Below are 16122 nucleotides of genomic sequence, written 5' to 3'. Positions count from 1 at the left end.
GCACTGCTCCTGTCGTCTCACTGGCCACGGTCGATGTGGTCGGCTGGCTGGGATCCATTGCCGTTGACCCCATTGGCCGCGAGGCTCACCTCGGGCGCTTCCGGACGCACCACGACGGTGCTGATCCGCATGCGGCCCCTGCGATCCTTGCCGCCTTCCGCGTGCAGCCGCAGGCCCGCGACCTCGGCTTCCGCCCCCGGCAACGGGACTCTACCCAGCCGCTGCGCGAGCAGCCCCACCACGGTCTCCACGTCGTGCTCGCTGAAGTCGACGCCATACAGCTCACCGAGATCGTCCACACCCAGCCGCGCCGAGACTCGCACAGCGTTGTCCTCGAGGTACTCCACCGGCGGTCGCTCCTCGATATCGGACTCGTCGGTGATCTCGCCCACGATCTCCTCGATGATGTCCTCAATGGTGAGCAGGCCCGCCGTGCCGCCGTACTCGTCGACGGCGATCGCCACGTGGTTGCGCGAGACCTGCATCGCCCGCAGCAGCGTGTCGAGCCGCTTGGAATCGGGCACGAAGGTGGCCGAGTTCATCACCTCGGCCACCGGCCGCGCGTCGCCGCCGGCCACCATGCTCGCGCTGACCAGGTCCTTGATGTTGGCTACACCAACGATGTCGTCGACGTTCTCCCCGATCACCGGCAGGCGGCTGAATCCACTGCGCAGCGACAACGCCAGCGCCTGCCGGACGGTCTTGGTGCGCTCGATCCAGACGATCTCGGTGCGCGGCACCATCACCTCACGCGCCACGGTGTCGCCCAGTTCGAACACCGAGTGGATCATCTCGCGCTCGGTGTCCTCGACGACGCCGCGTTCCTGTGCGAGATCCACCAGTTCGCGAACCTCGACCTCAGTGGTGAACGGCCCCTGCCGGAAGCCCTTGCCCGGGGTGATGGCGTTGCCCAGCACGATCAGCACCCTGCTCAGCGGGCCGAGCAGGAACCCAAGCACCCGCACCGGCCCCGCCACCGCGAGGCCCACCCAGTACGGATGCTGGCGGCCGATGGTGCGCGGTCCCACGCCGACCAGCACGTAGCTGACGACGAGCATCACACCCGCCGCCGCGACGACGGCAAGCCACTCCGGCTGGATCCAACGGAGCATGACGACGGTGAGCATGACGGTCGCGGTCAGCTCACAGCCCAGCCGCAGCAGCAACAGCAGGTTGATGTGCCTGCTGCGCTCATCGACGACCGCCGCGAGCTGGCGCGAGCCGGGCGTGCCCGCGCGAACCAGTCCGGCGATGCGGGCACGGGAGACGGCGCTGATCGCGGAGTCAGCCGCCGCGAACAGGCCGCCCGCCAGCACGAGGGTCACCGCCAGTACCACGAGTACCGCGGAAGTTGTCATGACGCCGCCGACTCGCTCCGGGTCAACTCTCGGTCGAGCCGCGCGGCTCGTCGAGGCCAACGATGCCGAGCAACCGTTCGTCCGCGCTGCGCTGCGCGTTCCTGCGCCGAGCGTCGGCGATCGCGTCGCCGTAATCGACCAGGATGCGCTGCTGCAAGCCGAACATCTCGCGCTCCTCCTCCGGCTCAGCGTGGTCGTAGCCGAGCAGATGCAGCACGCCATGCACGGTCAGCAGGTGAAGCTCGTCCAGCAGCGCGTGGCCCGCCTGTTTCGCCTGGTCCTTGGCGAAGGCGGGGCACAGCACGATGTCACCCAGCAGCGCGGGCGACGACTCCGGTGCGTCCGGCCTGCGGACGTTGTACTCGTCCATCGGGAACGCCATCACATCGGTGGCGCCTGGCAGGTCCATCCACCGTTCGTGCAGGTCTTCCATCACATCGAGCGTGACGAGCACGATGGACAGCTCCGCGAGCGGGCTGACCTCCATGCGGTCCAGCGCGAACCGGGCGACGTCGACGATCGTCTCGTCTTCGACGTCGATCCCCGACTCATTCGCGATCTCGATGCTCACCCGTCACCTTTCACACCGTCACCGGCCGCGCCGCCCTTGCCCCGGTTACCGGACTTGCCGGTCCTGCCGGACGGCGGCTGCGCGTCACCCTCCTCGGCGTCGCGTTCGGCCTGCCACTTCTCGTAAGCGTCGACGATGTCACCAACCAGCCGGTGCCGCACCACGTCGCTCGACCCCAGCGTCGTGAAGTGCACGTCGTCGACCTCTTCGAGGATCTCACGCACCACCCGCAGGCCACTGCGCTGACCCCCTGGCAGGTCGATCTGCGTCACGTCACCGGTCACCACGATCTTGGAACCGAACCCGAGCCGGGTGAGGAACATCTTCATCTGCTCCGGCGTGGTGTTCTGCGCCTCGTCGAGCAGGATGAACGCATCATTCAGCGTGTTGTGCGTCAGCAGGAAGTCCTCGGTCACATACAGCGAATCCTCGGCGGCGACCTGGATACACACCGCCTCGTCAGAGCCCACTGGCTCGATACTGTCGATGAAACGCGCGGGTCTACCGCCGCCCGCGGTCCCCCACGTGTCGAGTTTGCGACGCAGCCGGAACGGTACGAAGTCGGAGGGCAGACCGATATCGATGACGTAGGCATCGTGCCGATAGGCGACGTCCCTGCCGTTGGCGTACCCCGGCTCGCGGCCCTTCGCCGCACGGGTCCGGTGGTACGCGATGCCTCCCAAGGACTGCACCAGAAAGAGCACGTCATCGCGCAGTCGTGGGGACGTGGTGGTGTACTGAATCCGGCACGTGCGCCCATCCTGTGTGACCGGACCGCCATCAGCGTCAAGTAGGCCCTGCAGCACGGAGAGTCGGACCTCCGAGGTGTTGTAGAGGTACCCCTCTGGCACGAACTTCGTCTCAGACCGCACACCCCACAGATCCAGCTTGCGCAACGCTCCGGTGACCGGATTCTCCAGGGTGATGACTTCACCTGGTGCGCGAACCCGGTTCAGGACGTAGTTCACGCCGCCCCGCGCACGCACCTCAATGCCATTGATTGCCTGCTCCAGCGCCTCGGCCAGTTCTGGGTCATTGGTGGCAAACGAAGGGGTGGTTGAACCTGTCAAACAGCCGTCACCGAGCAGGAGGCCGAGGGCATAGGGGTCCATCGGAACGGCCTGAGGCGGAAACTCAACGGGCTTGCTGAGTAGCGGGAGCTCGAAGCGGTGGTAATGGTTCGCGCGGAGCTGACCGATCATCTCGCGCGTCTCAAGCACACGTAGTGGCTTGCCCCTGCGCCGATCGTCACGGGTGGCCACCGCCCACAAGTGATCACCCGAGCACAGCGTCGATGCCCCTTCTTGCGTGGTCACCCGGTAGATGTCCTTCTCGCCCTGCGGGAAGACGCCGAGCACTGGTGTCGGGTGCCCGTCGGAGCCGATGACGAGGTCACCGACTTCGAGCTCACCGATCGGCCGGAAGCCTGCTGGCGTCAGCACTTTGCTTGACACTGGTTGCGCCCGGCCCCGCATATACGCCAGCGGGGCGATCTCGATGGTGCCCGACTGGATGAGGCTCGGGATCGACTCCGGGTCGACCATGTCGTGCAACGCGTCGTACAGCGGCCGCAGGTACGGGTCGATCTTCTCGTACAATGTGCCAGGCAGGAAGCCGAGCCGCTCCCCTGCCTCGACGGCAGGCCTGGTCAAGATGATGCGGTTGACGTCCTTGGCCTGCAGCGCCTGCACCGCCTTGGCCATGGCGAGGTAGGTCTTACCGGTGCCTGCCGGGCCGATCCCGAACACCACGGTGTGCTCGTCGATGGCGTCGACGTAGCGCTTCTGGTTGAGCGTCTTCGGCCGGATCGTCCTGCCCCGCCGGGACAGGATGTTCATGCTCAACACGTCGGCGGGGGACTCGGCGCTGTCGCCCGTGAGCATCCCGACCGTGCGGTGGACGATGTCCGCGCCGATCTGCTGGCCCTTGCCCGCGAGCGCGAGAAGTTCGGTAAACACCTGTTCCGCGAACGCGACGTCGGCCTGCGCGCCCGTCAGTGTGACCTCGTTGCCCCTGACATGGATATCGGCGTCGAGCTGCTTCTCCAGTGCGATGAGATTCTCATCGGCTGAGCCGAGCAGTGTCAGCGCTGCCGCTGCTGGAATAGTGAACTGTGACTGCGCTGGTGCCGCTGTTGTCGTCGTAGGGTCGGTGGGGAGCTTGCTGCTCGCCTGAGGGCTTCCTGCCACGTGTCGAGGGCCTGCTTTCTCCGATGTGGTCGCGGTTGGGCATTTACTTCCGTGCTCTCGATGCTAGCCGGTCGCACCGACAGTCCGCAGCCACGATTACTGGGGGTTGGCTCGCCGCCGGGAGTCGTCAGCCCCTGGCTTCCGGCCCGAGGGGCCCGCCGCCGAGCACGTGGGCGTGGACATGGAACACGGTCTGACCGGCGTCCTCGCCGGTGTTGAACACCACTCGGTAACCCTTGTCCGCGACGCCCTCCAACTCCGCGACCTTGGCGGCGGTGTTGAGCACGTCGGCGAGCAGACCGGCGTCCGCCGCCGCCAGCTCGGCGACATTGCGGTAGCGCGTCTTGGGCACGACGAGCACGTGCGTCGACGCGCGCGGGTTGATGTCGCGAAACGCCAGCGTGGTGTCCGTTTCGTACACGATGTCCGCCGGGATTTCCCGCGCGATGATCTGCTCGAACAAGGTCTCGCTCATGGGTCCCCAGCGTATTGCGTTGCCCGCGCACGGCAAGCGACGGCCTCCCAGCGTCGTGCCCCACCCATCGCGACTGAAGAATGGGGCAAAAACGGCAAGCCCGGCGCGAAAGTGTCCAAGATTTGAACAGTTCACACAGTGAATCAGTCCCTAGAGTGACGACGGCCACACGAACCTGTCGAGAGGGACAACGATGACTTCTCACCGCGCTTCGCCGGAGCCGGACAATTCCGCGCCTGAGGGAACCGGACGGCGCCAGTTCCTGGGCTACTTGCTGGCCGCGCCGACCCTGGTCGTCGCGACGCGCCTGATTGGCGACGTCGTGGATCCGCCGAAGGCGGCGGCGGCCGGGCTTCCGCCCACCCCCGCGCTCGCGGACGTCTATGACTTGTCGGACGCGCTGACCGACGCCACGCGCCCGACGGCGAACCTGATCACGGTCGAGGTCCGCGAGGACGGCACTATCCACCACGCGTCGCCGGTGTCCGAGAACGGCCAGGGCATCACCACAGCGCTGGCCATGGTGATCGCCGAGGAAATGTCCGTACCGCTGCAACGGGTGAAGGTCACCCTGGCCGACGCCCGCCCCGAACTGCTGTTCAACCAGCTCACCGGCGGTTCCAACAACCTGCACGCCAAATCGGAACCACTCCGCATCGCCGCGGCCATCGCCCGCGAGCAGATGATGACGACCGCCGCCAAGCAGTGGGGCGTCTCCCGGAACGACCTGACGGTGCGGGACGGCGTGATCCGGCACCCGGATGGCCGCAGCGCCGACTACGGCTCGCTGGCGACGGCCGCCGCGGCCCTGACGACCACGGCAGTGGCCACACCGCCGCTGAAACCCCGATCCGAGTACACGATCATCGGCACCAAACAGGACCGCATCGATGCGCTGGAGATGGTCACCGGACGCAAAACCTACGCCGGTGACCTCAAGATCCCCGGCGCATTGCCAACCATGGTGCATCGCGGCCCCGACATCGGAGCGACCATCAAGTCGGTGGAGAACCGCGACGAGGTCGCCATGATGCCCGGCGTGACCGACGTCGGCGTCATCACCAACGGTGTCGCCGTGCGGGCGCAGACCTTCGGGCAGTGCATCGACGCGGTGCGCGCGCTAAAAGTGAAGTGGCACCCCGGACCGCTGGCCAACGAGTCCGACGACACGGTGCTGAAAAAGCTCAAGGACGCCACGATCCCGATGCCGCCCGCGCCGCCGGGGGCGAAGGTGCTCGAGTTCGACTTCGTCAACTACTTCAACAGCAACACCCCACTCGAGACGGGATTCGCGGTCGCGGACGTGCGTTCCGACAGCGCGGAGATCTGGTACGCGTCGAAGATCCCGATCATCGCCTTGCAGGAGATCGCGCAACGACTCGGCCTGCCGCAGAACGCGGTCACGTTCCACGTCGTGCCCGGTGGCGGCTCGTTCGGCAGGCGGTTGTTCCACGACCCCGCGATGGACGCCGCGGAGGCCTCGCAGCTGTTTGGCAAGCCGGTGCGGCTGATGTGGCACCGCAGCGACGACTTCCGGCACGGTCGCGCCCACCCGATGGCGGTGTCCCGGGTGCGCGCGACCTACCTTGGCGACCAGGTGCTCAGCTACATGCAGCACCACACCAGCGTGAAAACCGACTTCGGGCACGGCCTTGGCGAGATCATCACCGGCACGCTGTCGAAGCAAGAGCTCGGCAACCTCTCGGTCGCCGAGGGCATCTACCAGCTGACGACGAAGACGTTCTACAACTTCGGCCTCACCGAGTCACTGCTCAACGAGATCCCGCTGCCGTTCTGGACCTCGAGCATGCGCAACGTGTACTCGCCCAACGTGCGGTGCGCGCAGGAGTTGATGGTGGACCAGCTGGCGAACGCGATGGGCAAGGACCCGCTCGAGTTCCGGCTGGCCTACGGCAAGTCCGAGTACCACCCCGTGCTGCGGAAGGCGGCCGAGCTCGGCGAATGGGGCAGAAAGCTACCGGACGGCGTGGCGCAGGGCATCGCGATCGCCGACGAGTACAAGCACCGCATCTGCACCCTGGTCGAGATCGACTGCCGGCCCGAGACGGTCAACCGGGAGGTCACTCCGGCCCCCGAGGAGGGCTACGTCACCGGTCCCCGGGTCACCAAGGTCACGGTGGTCGTGGAGCCGGCGCACGTCTACGACCCGAACGGGTTCGAGGCCCAGCTGCAGGGCGGCACCAACGACGGCATCGCCATCGCGCTGACTTTCAGCAACCACATCAAGGACGGCCTGCCGCTCGAGGGCAGCTGGGACCAGGGCTACTACACCCGGCAGTGGAACACGCCGCGGGAGATGACCATCCACTTCCTGCCCAACACCTACGACGAGCGGCGGACACCAGGCGGCGCGGGCGAGCTCGCGGTCGCCCCCGCGATGGCGGCGGTGGCCTGCGCTTACGCCCACGCTACCGGGACGATGCCGACCGAGTTCCCGATCAACCACAACAACGAGCTGCCGTTCCACCCGTTCCCGACCCAGCCGCCCATGCCGCAGTCGCACACCGACGGCCTCGACCACGCCTACTGACCAAGGCCCACTGACCCGCCTACCAAGGAGCTCAGATGCCCGAATACTCATTCAAGCTGAACGGCGAACAGGTCACCGTGAACGTCCCAGGCAACGTCCGCCTGCTGTGGGTGCTGCGCGACATCCTCGGTGTCACCGGCCCGAAATACGGCTGCGGCCTCGGCGTCTGCCAGGCCTGCACGTCCCACATCAACGGCAAGGCCGTCAACATCTGCTCGGTGCCCGTCGAACAGCTCAAGCCGAACGACGAGGTCGTCACGATCGAGGGCTTGCCAGCCACGGTGGGTAAGGACCTGCACCCGATGCAGGAAGCCTGGCTCAAGCACGACGTCGCGCAGTGCGGCTACTGCCAGCCGGGCCAGATCATGGCCGCCGTCGCCCACGTCAACAAGGCCCGCAAGGGACCGGGGCGCGAGATCGACGACGATGACATGGACAACATCCGCAACATCTGCCGTTGCGGGACCTACCAGCGGATCCGCGCGGCGATCAAGGATGGTGCGGAGAACATGCCGCGTGGGTCACGACCCAATCCGTAACGAACGAATGCGGTTGTAGAGCGTCGAGCGGCTGATACCCAGCCGCTCGGCGGCCCGCCGTTTATTGCCCCGAGTCTCGCGCAGTGCCGCCACGATCGCGTCGAGCTCGGCCTGCTCCCAGGGTGTTAGCGAACGTGCCTCCACCCCACCCCGGTAGGCCTCGGGCAAATCGGCGGCGGTGATGTCGCCCGCGGAACGCGCCGTGACCGCGTGGCGCACCACCATCGACAGCTCCCGCAGGTTCCCCGGCCACTGCTGCGCCGCGAGCGCCGTCAGCGCGCTGGGGGTGAAGCGCACAGCCGCGTCGGCCCGCAGCGCCCTGGCCATCCGATCGACCAGCGCGGGCAGCTCCTCGCGGCGCCGCCGCAGCGGTGGCAGCTCGACGTGCGCGACGCAACTCGCGGCGAGGGCGGCCACGTGCGCGGGAAAGCGGTCGCGGCGGGTGCTCGTCAGCACGAACCGGGCCGAGGCGTCGGCCAGCACACCGGTCAGCCGCACGCAGAGCGCGGCGGGCAGCAGCTGGATCTCTTCCACCGCCACCACGCCCTGGTGCGTGGCGGCGAGGGTGGCGAGCCGGTCGCCCCACGGCCCCTCACCCAGCGATGGGACGTCGGCCGCGTCGAGGGTGACGACCGGGTCGTCCGCCGCGACCGTCCGGACGGCGTGGCTGCGGCCGGTGCCAGGTTCGCCAGAGATCAGCACTACGGACCGGGTCTCGCTGAGCCGGGTGAGCTGCTGCTCGACACCCGCGGCGGGCGCGGCTAGCCACCCTGCGGGGTGGGCAGCGGGAACAGCGGTGCGCTCCTGCCGCGGCACCAGGCGGAACAGCGTCCCCGAGGTGCCACTCGCCCGCGAGGCTTCGATAGTGACCACCCGGCCCGACGCCAGTCGCAGGCTCCGGATCATCGTGCGGTCGGCGGATACGTCGGCCGCGAGGGCGCGCAAGACGGCGTGGTCGGCCGGGTCGAGCAGGTCGAGAGCGGCCGGGTTGGTGAGCACGATGCCATCGCCGAACGCCACGACGGCGTGCGAGTGCTGCTTGGCGGCGTTCTGGAACGCCGCGAGGAGGAACTGCTCACCGCGTGGCGCCCCTTCGAGGAGCCGCTGTTCGATGTCGCGCACCGCGCGCCGCACGAAGGGCACGAACAGCGGGTTGGCCTGTGGCATGGCTCCGGTGATGTCCAGGACGCCTTCGAGCCTGCGTGTGATGGGGTGGTGGATCGGGTGCCCGTAACAGCTGAACTTCTTCAGCGACTCGAGGTAGTGCTCCTCGCCGTTGACGAGCAAGCCGCGGCGGGTCTCGTACGGGGTGGCCACCGAGTTGGTGCCCGAGATCTCCTCGGAGTAGGTGCTGCCGGGCACCGCCCCGATCCGCTCGAGCGCGCCCTCCAGGCCCGACTCGGCGAACCGGGTGCCGACGATCCGGCAGTGCCGGTCGGCGAGAATGAGGCACAGCGAGGCGTACTCCAGTTGCGGCAATAGCTCGTCGAGCACGGGGTTCGCGGCGACCATGAGCTTGCTGGTGCGGTCGAAGTCGGAGACCGACACTCTGTCGGGCGTGGCTTCCGGCGTGAGTCCCGCACCCGCGGCTCTGCGCCAGGATTCCGCGATCTCCGGGCGCGGCGGATCATCCGGGTGTGGACGCGGCGTCGGAACTGGCACGGCCTATCGCTCCTCGACGCGGCGCGTCCGTGCCGACCCCGTCGTCCGCGCGGGCGGCGCCGCTCCTCCGTTCGGCACAACGATGACATCGAGGTCATCCCCGACTACCTCCATATGGAGGAAGAAACGGACTCGGGGCTGACCACCGTTCATCCCGGCTCACGACCGATCGCCCGCGTTGTCTACCGCGGGGGCCGCCGCGAGGATCTGGTCCCAGGTCAGGTGCAGCGGTTCCTCCCCGACGCCAGCGGTGAGCAAGCCGAGCGTCCTGCGGAGCACGTCGGCGGACAGCTCATCACCGAACCGGTCGACGAACACCAGCGCGCGAGGCCTGGCGAGCCCGCCGAGGACGTCGCGCACGGCGTCGAGCAGATCGCGGGCCACGGACTCGTCCGCCGTGACGTCCGAGGCGAGCACCACTGCCGCCGCGAGCGACCGGCCGAGCTGCGAGTCCGCGCGTTCCACCACCTCAGCGGCGACAACGAACGGGTGGTCAAGCAGCACCTGCCGCACCTCGCCGAGCGACACCAACTGCCCGGACACGCTGGCGACCTCGTCTAGCCTGCCGAGGAACTCCAGCGTGCCGTCCGGCTTCCGCCGCGCGAGGTCATACGTGGAGTACGACCCGGCCCGGTGCCAGTGCCGCTTCGCGACGTCCTCGGCACCCGCGCCCTCCATGTCGCGCAGCATGCCTGCCCACGGCAGCCGCATCAGCAACTCACCGCTGGCGCCATCGGGCAGCTCAGCCCCGTCGGCGTCCACGATCGCGAAGCCAGGGTCGGGCAGCGCCGCGGCGTCGATCGGCCGGTCCACGCTGACCACACCGCCGAGCTGCACCTGTCCCCAGCCGTCCGCGACGGTGATCTCCCCACGCCCGACGTCCTCGGTGAGCCACGCGGTCAGCGGCGGGTCGACCGGCTCGGCGATCATCACCACCCGGCGCAGGCTCGCCACGACGTCGGGCTCAGGCGGGCGACGCGACCAGCCACGGAGCAGCCGGATCACGGTCGGCGTGGTCAGCAGCGTCGTGACGCCGTAGCGGCGCACGATGTCCCAGGTGCGGTGGCGCGTCGGGACGTCGAGGGTGCCCTCGAACATCACCGCGCTGGTGCCCGCGAGCAACGGCCCGTACACGCCGTGCGCCTGCGCGCCGACCCACGAGACGTCGCCCGCGCACCAGAACACGTCACCCTCGGCGAGGGCGTTGCGGTGGATCGCCAGCGCGGACGCGGCCAGCGTCGCGGAGCCGTGCAGCACCGAAACCGGCCTGCTGCGGCGGTTGGCGAGATGGCACGCGAGCGCGGGGTGTTCGGCGTCGACCGGCACCGGGTCGGTGTCGGGAGCGACGCCACCCGGCCGCGTGCCCGCGACGAGGTCATGCAGCCAGCGGTCGCCCTCATACCAGGCGACGTTGACGCCGGTGCGCCGCACGACGACGGTGTGCTCGATGCCGCCGACCGCGCCGAGCGCCTCGTCGGCGCGGGCCTTGAGCGGCAGGATCGTGCCGTGCCGCCACGCACCGTCCTGGGTGAACAGCACGCGCGGGCCGAAGTCGTCCAGCCGCTCCGCCAGCGCTTCCGCGGGCAACGGCGTGGGCAGCACGGTGTGCACCGCGCCGATGCGGGCGCAGGCGAGCATCGCGACGACGGTCTCCGGCAGCCAGCCCATGTGCAGCGCGACCCGGTCACCAACGCCGACGCCAAGCGTGCGCAGCGCCCCGGCCAGTGCGACGACGTCGTCGTGCAACTGCCGGTAGGTGAGGGTGCGGCGATCGCCGGGCTCACCCTCCCAACTGATCGCGGCTTGCTCGCCACGCTCAGGCAGATGCCGGTCGACGCAGTTCACCGCGAGGTTGAGCGTGCCACCCGCGAACCAGCGACCGTAGCGGCCATCGTCGGAATAGAGCGTGGTCCACGGCTGGTGCCAGTCCAGCTGGTCCGCGACGGCCGCCCATGGCTCAAGGCCTTTCGCGACGCCGCGCTCAGGCATGACTCAACGTCCTTCCCGCCGCGCGGCCCGCCCTCGCCAGGTGTGCCGCGATCTCGGCGATCTGCGCCTCGGACGCGATCGGAGGCGGGGTAGCGGCGAGCGCGGCGATGGCGCGGCCGCTGCCGTCGAGCACGGGGACGGCGACCTCAGCGGGCTCGTCCGCATCGCCGCCCTCGGTGAGCAGGTGGGCCGCTTCCCGCCACGCGACGCGTTCGTTCTCGGCATGTTTGCGGTCGTCGGGGGTGGCGGCGTCGAGGCACTGCTGCCAGGCGTCGTCGGTGGCGCGAGCGGCGAGCAGCCTGCCAGCCGCCGTCTCGAACGCCGGGTGCACGCGGTGGGTGTCGCGGTATAGCCCGCCGTCCGCGCCGTCGACGCGGTCGACGTAGACGATGTGGCCCCGGACCAGCACCGCGACGTGCACGGTGTGGCCGACGGCGTCACGCAGCGGCACCAGGTACGGCGCGAGCGCACCCAGGATCGGCAGCCGGGCGAGATAGCGCTGCGCCAGCCGGGCGACCTCGGGGCCAAGCCCGTAGCGGGACGAACTGGGGTCCTGCTCGACGAGGTCGGCGAGCACCAGCGAGCGCAGCAGCCGGTGCACCGTGGGCACCGACAGACCCGAACGGTCAGCGAGATCGGTCAGCTGCTGGTAGGCGGGCCCCTCGGACAGCAACCCGAGCAGCAGCACCGCGTTACGGACCGTGCCGAGCGTGCCCCGCGCGTCTGGCTCACTCACGCCGTCCATCCCTTCCCGCAGGTGCTTCCGTGTGCCGCATGGCCCGCACTCTACCGGATACGGCTCTCGGCATGAGGGATGTGCTTGCACATAGTGAAATCATCCACCGAACAGACGAGGCGCAGCGGGCCTCCTACCAGCATCAGGCGCCATGAAGACACCCTCGTGACACCCACAGCGCCGCCACACCGGAGCACACCTCCAAAATTAGGTATTGCCTTTCAAATAGTGAAAACGTAAGGTCTGCGTCACATCCAACGACGGAGGTGCGCCACACGTGATCTCCCGGGCCTATAGCCATCCGCTCAACGGCAGCAAGGTGCCGCCAGGCGAGACCCTGCTCGACGTCTCCGGCATCACACTGCGCTTCGGCGGCATCACAGCGCTCGACGATGTCTCCTTCCGCGTCACACAGGGACACGTGCACGCGGTCATCGGTCCCAACGGCGCGGGCAAGTCCAGCCTGCTGAACTGCCTGAGCGGGCTGTACCGCCCGCAGCACGGCAGCGCGACGCTCCGCACCCGCACCGAGGACAGCTCAGTCACCACCCATGACCTGGTGCGCATGAAGCCGCACCGGATCGCCGCGCTCGGTGTCGCGCGGTCGTTCCAGAACATCGAGTTGTTCCGCCACCTGACCGTGCTGGACAACCTGATGCTCGGCCGCCACGTCCACATGCGACACCGGCTGTTGCCGTCACTCGCCTGGTATGGCCCGGCGAGGCGGCAGGAGATCGAGCACCGCGAACTCGTCGAGGAAGTCATCGACCTGCTGCAGATCCAAGCGGTGCGCCACACCCCGGTCGGCGCGCTGGCCTACGGCTTTCAGAAACGCGTCGAATTGGGCCGCGCGCTGTGCCTGCAACCGGCGCTGCTGCTGCTCGACGAGCCGATGGCGGGCATGAACGCCGAGGAGAAGGAGGACATGGCCCGCTACATCCTCGACGTTCACGAGTTGGCCGGCGTGACCGTGATGCTCATCGAGCACGACATGAACGTCGTCATGGACATCTCCAACCGGGTCAGCGTGCTCGACTTCGGCGCGCTGATCGCTGACGGCTCCCCGGCCGAGGTCAGCAGCGACCCCGATGTGATCAAGGCGTATCTGGGTGAGGAGCTGAGCGCATGAGGATTGCTCGCAGATCCGAATCATCAGCGCCGATGTCGACCGACAACGCCGCACCGGCGGGCTCGGCATCGGCCGCGTCCAGTCCCCCGGCGACGGACCGCAACCCTGACACCTTCCCGCTCCTGCTGCGCCAGCTCGCCGCGACACGCCCCCACGACGTCGCGCTGCAGGAGAAGCTCTACGGCATCTGGCAGCCGATCAGCTGGCGCGACTACGCCGCCAGGGTGGCCGACTTCGCGCACGGCCTCGCCGAACTCGGCGTGGAACGGGGCCAGATCGTCGCGGTGATCGGTGACAACCGCCCCGAGTGGCTGATCGCGGAGCTGGCGGCGCAGTCCATCGGCGCGGCCGTGGTCGGCATCTACCCGAGCAGTATCGGTGAAGAGGTCGTGCACGTGCTCGACCTCGCCCAGGTCCGCGTGGTCGTCGCCGAGGACCAGGAGCAGGTCGACAAGATCATCCGGCTCAAGGACCGGCTACCCGACGTCGAGACGGTGATCTACTACGACCCGCATGGCCTTGAGCAGTACCGCGAGCCGTATCTGCGGGAGTTCACCAAGGTCGAGAAGGACGGGCATGTGTGGGGCGAGGCGCATCCCGGCCACCTGGACGCCTGCGTCGAGGCCACCACCGCCGATGACATCGCGATCATCTGCACCACATCGGGCACGACGTCGCTGCCGAAGCTGGCAGAACTGTCGCACGCGAACCTGCTGACCATGGCGCGCCACCTCAGCGATGTGGACCCACTGAGCAATACCGACCGCTACGTCAGCTTCCTGCCGTTCGCCTGGATCGGTGAGCAGATGTTGGCGGTGGCGTGCGGGCTCTCGCATGGCCTCACGCTGAGCTTCCCGGAGGACTCCTCGACGCAGCGCGCCGACCTTCGCGAGATCGGCCCGGACGTGATGTTCAGCCCGCCGCGCATCTGGGAGTCGATGCTCTCGGATGTCCAGGTACGTATCGACGAAGCGGGCGCGCTCAAGCGGAAGATCTTCGGCTGGGGCTACACCGTCGGCGACGCCGTGGCGGAACGCCGGGTGCGCGGCGAGCGACCCGGCACCTGGCAGCGGCTGATGCACCGCATCGCGGATGCCGTGGCGTTGCGCCCGGTGCGCGACCAGCTCGGGCTCGCGCGACTCAAGCGCGTCTACACCGGCGGCGCGCCGCTCGGACCCGACGTGTTCCGGTTCTTCCACGCCATCGGTGTCAACCTCAAGCAGATCTACGGCCAGACTGAGATCTGCGGCATCGCCGTCGTGCACCGTGACGACGACGTCCGGTTCCACACCGTCGGCCAGCCGATCCCGGAGACCGAGCTGCGCATCGCAGACGATGGCGAGATCCTGCTGCGGTCGTCGTCGGTGTTCCGGGGCTACCACCGAAACGCGGAGGGCACAGCGGGCACGGTCGATACGGATGGCTGGCTGCACACCGGCGACGCGGGCTACCTCGAGGACGACCACCTGGTGGTGATCGACCGCGCCAAGGACGTCCGCCGCACCGCGGACGGGCAGTTGTTCTCCTCGGCGTTCGTCGAGAACAAGCTCAAGTTCAGCCCGTACGTCGAGGAAGCGGTCGTGTTCGGTGGCGAAGCCGACGACGACGTGACCGCGATGATCATCATCGATCCGGCGACGACCGGCTCGTGGGCCGAGCACGAGCACATTTCCTACACCACCTACACCGACCTCGCGGCGAAACCCGGGGTGTACCGGCTGATCGCCGAGGACGTGGTGCGCGCCAACGCCGACCTGCCCGAGCGCGTCGCGGTGCGGCGGTTCGTGCTGCTGCACAAGCAGCTCGACCCGGACGACGACGAGATCACCCGCACTCGCAAGGTGCGCCGGGGCGTGATCGCCGAGCGCTATGCCGACATCATCGCCGCACTCTCCCGCGGCGACGAGGAAGTCACGCTGTCGTCCACCGTGACCTACCAGGACGGCACGAGCGTCGAGCGCAAGACGCCGCTGCGGATCTTCGACCTGTCCACCTTCGCGCTGCCCGAGGGGCACAAGCGCAGGCCCGTCTGGAGTGGCCGCCAATCATGACCGAGTTCTTCCAGTTAACCCTGTTCGGGCTGTCCAACGGCGCGATCCTGGCGCTCGCCGCGCTCGGTTTCGTGCTGATCTACAAGGCGACCGGCGTGATCAACTTCGCGCAAGGGCACTTCCTGCTGATCGGTGCGTACGTCTTCTACGCGGCGATGCTGGTGTTCGGCTTTCACTGGAGCCTGGCGATCCTGGTCGGCGTCGTGGTCGCGATCGCGCTCGGCGTGCTGGTGGAGCGGTTCGTGCTGCGGCCGATGATCGGCGAGGACGCCATCGCGGTGATCATGGTGACGATCGGGTTGTCGTCCATGCTCGGCGGCGGGGTGCAGTTCTTCTTCGGGACGTCACCGAAGCAGACACCGAAGTTCCTGCCGTCCGGTTCACTGGAACTGGCGGGCGCGACCATCCCGTACAGCCGCCTCGCGGCGATCGTCATCGCCGCCGTGGTGCTGACGGCGTTCACGCTGTTCTTCACCCGCTCCCGGCACGGCATCGCGATGCGCGCCGTCGCCGACGACCAGCAGGCATCGCTGACCATCGGCATCAGCGTGCGGAAGGTGTTCGCGATGGCCTGGGCGCTGGCCGCGGTCACGGCGGTGATCGGCGGCATCCTGCTCGCCGACCTCACCGGGGTCTCGGCCAACCTCGCCGGGTTTGGGCTGGTGGTGTTCCCCGTGGTGATCCTCGGCGGGCTGGACTCGGTACCGGGAACCATCGTCGGCGGGGCAATCATCGGTCTGCTCGTGCAGTACTCGGCTGGCTACATCGGCAACGGCTTCGAGCAGATCGTCCCGTTCATCGTCCTCATCGCGATCCTGATGGTCCGCCCGTACGGACTGTTCGGTCAGACACGCATCGAGAGGGTCTAAGCC

General features: G+C 68.3%; 11 protein-coding genes and 3 pseudogenes. 5 read left to right on the top strand and 9 right to left on the bottom strand.

Annotation, left to right across the window (positions count from 1 at the left end; genetic code table 11):
- Positions 1–17: 17 nt before the first annotated feature.
- The 6 genes and pseudogenes from AMYHA_RS10585 to AMYHA_RS10570 all read right to left on the bottom strand — a co-directional run bounded on the left by AMYHA_RS10585 (position 18) and on the right by AMYHA_RS10570 (position 4593).
- On the bottom strand, positions 18–1358 hold the full coding sequence (locus AMYHA_RS10585) for a hemolysin family protein (RefSeq protein ID WP_034270510.1): 1341 nt from the start codon (positions 1356–1358) through the stop codon (positions 18–20).
- Between the two features lie 22 nt (positions 1359–1380).
- Positions 1381–1929: an rRNA maturation RNase YbeY gene (gene ybeY / locus AMYHA_RS10580; RefSeq protein WP_034270508.1), complete on the bottom strand. Its 549-nt coding sequence runs from the start codon at positions 1927–1929 to the stop codon at positions 1381–1383.
- A pseudogene (locus AMYHA_RS27870) lies at positions 1926–2315 on the bottom strand (PhoH family protein); the annotation flags it as partial. The pseudogene AMYHA_RS27870 and the gene ybeY, both read right to left, overlap by 4 nt.
- Positions 2316–2615: 300 nt before the next feature.
- Positions 2616–3041: pseudogene (locus AMYHA_RS27865) on the bottom strand (LAGLIDADG family homing endonuclease); the annotation flags it as partial.
- A 351-nt stretch (positions 3042–3392) separates the two neighbouring features.
- A pseudogene (locus tag AMYHA_RS27860) lies at positions 3393–4118 on the bottom strand (PhoH family protein); the annotation flags it as partial.
- Between the two features lie 127 nt (positions 4119–4245).
- On the bottom strand, positions 4246–4593 hold the full coding sequence (locus AMYHA_RS10570) for a histidine triad nucleotide-binding protein (protein WP_034270505.1): 348 nt from the start codon (positions 4591–4593) through the stop codon (positions 4246–4248).
- Between the two features lie 193 nt (positions 4594–4786).
- Between AMYHA_RS10570 and AMYHA_RS10565 the strand changes: the two genes are divergently transcribed.
- Both AMYHA_RS10565 and AMYHA_RS10560 read left to right on the top strand, forming a co-directional pair.
- Positions 4787–7144 carry a molybdopterin cofactor-binding domain-containing protein gene (locus tag AMYHA_RS10565; RefSeq protein WP_034270502.1) on the top strand — a complete coding sequence of 786 codons (2358 nt, stop codon included), beginning with the start codon at positions 4787–4789 and terminating at the stop codon, positions 7142–7144.
- Positions 7145–7179: 35 nt separating this feature from the next.
- The gene (locus tag AMYHA_RS10560) at positions 7180–7683 is read left to right on the top strand and encodes a (2Fe-2S)-binding protein (protein WP_034270499.1); all 504 of its coding nucleotides are present in this window, start codon (positions 7180–7182) and stop codon (positions 7681–7683) included.
- Here the strand turns inward: AMYHA_RS10560 and AMYHA_RS10555 are convergent.
- From AMYHA_RS10555 to AMYHA_RS10545, 3 genes are all read right to left on the bottom strand, one after another.
- Positions 7666–9345, bottom strand: coding sequence for a sigma-54-dependent Fis family transcriptional regulator (locus tag AMYHA_RS10555; protein ID WP_051399753.1), 1680 nt, complete (start codon positions 9343–9345; stop codon positions 7666–7668). The two genes, AMYHA_RS10560 and AMYHA_RS10555, sit on opposite strands and share 18 nt — an antisense overlap.
- A 159-nt stretch (positions 9346–9504) precedes the next feature.
- Positions 9505–11334 carry an AMP-binding protein gene (locus tag AMYHA_RS10550; RefSeq protein ID WP_051399752.1) on the bottom strand — a complete coding sequence of 610 codons (1830 nt, stop codon included), beginning with the start codon at positions 11332–11334 and terminating at the stop codon, positions 9505–9507.
- Positions 11327–12070: an IclR family transcriptional regulator gene (locus tag AMYHA_RS10545; RefSeq protein ID WP_169732919.1), complete on the bottom strand. Its 744-nt coding sequence runs from the start codon at positions 12068–12070 to the stop codon at positions 11327–11329. The genes AMYHA_RS10550 and AMYHA_RS10545 overlap by 8 nt, the downstream gene beginning before the upstream one ends.
- A gap of 277 nt (positions 12071–12347) precedes the next feature.
- On the opposite strand from AMYHA_RS10545, the gene AMYHA_RS10540 reads away from it, so the two are divergent.
- From AMYHA_RS10540 to AMYHA_RS10530, 3 genes are read left to right on the top strand one after another with little or no spacing between them, the layout of a single operon-like run.
- On the top strand, positions 12348–13199 hold the full coding sequence (locus AMYHA_RS10540) for an ABC transporter ATP-binding protein (protein ID WP_231104687.1): 852 nt from the start codon (positions 12348–12350) through the stop codon (positions 13197–13199).
- A gap of 32 nt (positions 13200–13231) precedes the next feature.
- Positions 13232–15250 (top strand): AMP-binding protein, encoded by a 2019-nt coding sequence (locus AMYHA_RS10535; RefSeq protein WP_084037057.1) that lies wholly within the window; start codon positions 13232–13234, stop codon positions 15248–15250.
- On the top strand, positions 15247–16119 hold the full coding sequence (locus tag AMYHA_RS10530; protein ID WP_034270495.1) for a branched-chain amino acid ABC transporter permease: 873 nt from the start codon (positions 15247–15249) through the stop codon (positions 16117–16119). Before AMYHA_RS10535 ends, AMYHA_RS10530 begins: the two co-directional genes overlap by 4 nt.
- Positions 16120–16122: the final 3 nt, after the last annotated feature.

Source organism: Haloechinothrix halophila YIM 93223, assembly GCF_000504245.1.
Taxonomy (GTDB): Bacteria; Actinomycetota; Actinomycetes; order Mycobacteriales; family Pseudonocardiaceae; genus Haloechinothrix_A; species Haloechinothrix_A halophila.
This window is presented reverse-complemented; position numbering and strand designations above follow the sequence as displayed.

Coding starts and splice junctions, on each gene's coding strand:
- AMYHA_RS10585 (WP_034270510.1), bottom strand. CDS start 1,358: ATGACAACTTCCGCGGTACTCGTGGTACTGGCGGTGACCCTCGTGCTG.
- AMYHA_RS10570 (WP_034270505.1), bottom strand. CDS start 4,593: ATGAGCGAGACCTTGTTCGAGCAGATCATCGCGCGGGAAATCCCGGCG.
- AMYHA_RS10565 (WP_034270502.1), top strand. CDS start 4,787: ATGACTTCTCACCGCGCTTCGCCGGAGCCGGACAATTCCGCGCCTGAG.
- AMYHA_RS10560 (WP_034270499.1), top strand. CDS start 7,180: ATGCCCGAATACTCATTCAAGCTGAACGGCGAACAGGTCACCGTGAAC.
- AMYHA_RS10550 (WP_051399752.1), bottom strand. CDS start 11,334: ATGCCTGAGCGCGGCGTCGCGAAAGGCCTTGAGCCATGGGCGGCCGTC.
- AMYHA_RS10535 (WP_084037057.1), top strand. CDS start 13,232: ATGTCGACCGACAACGCCGCACCGGCGGGCTCGGCATCGGCCGCGTCC.
- AMYHA_RS10530 (WP_034270495.1), top strand. CDS start 15,247: ATGACCGAGTTCTTCCAGTTAACCCTGTTCGGGCTGTCCAACGGCGCG.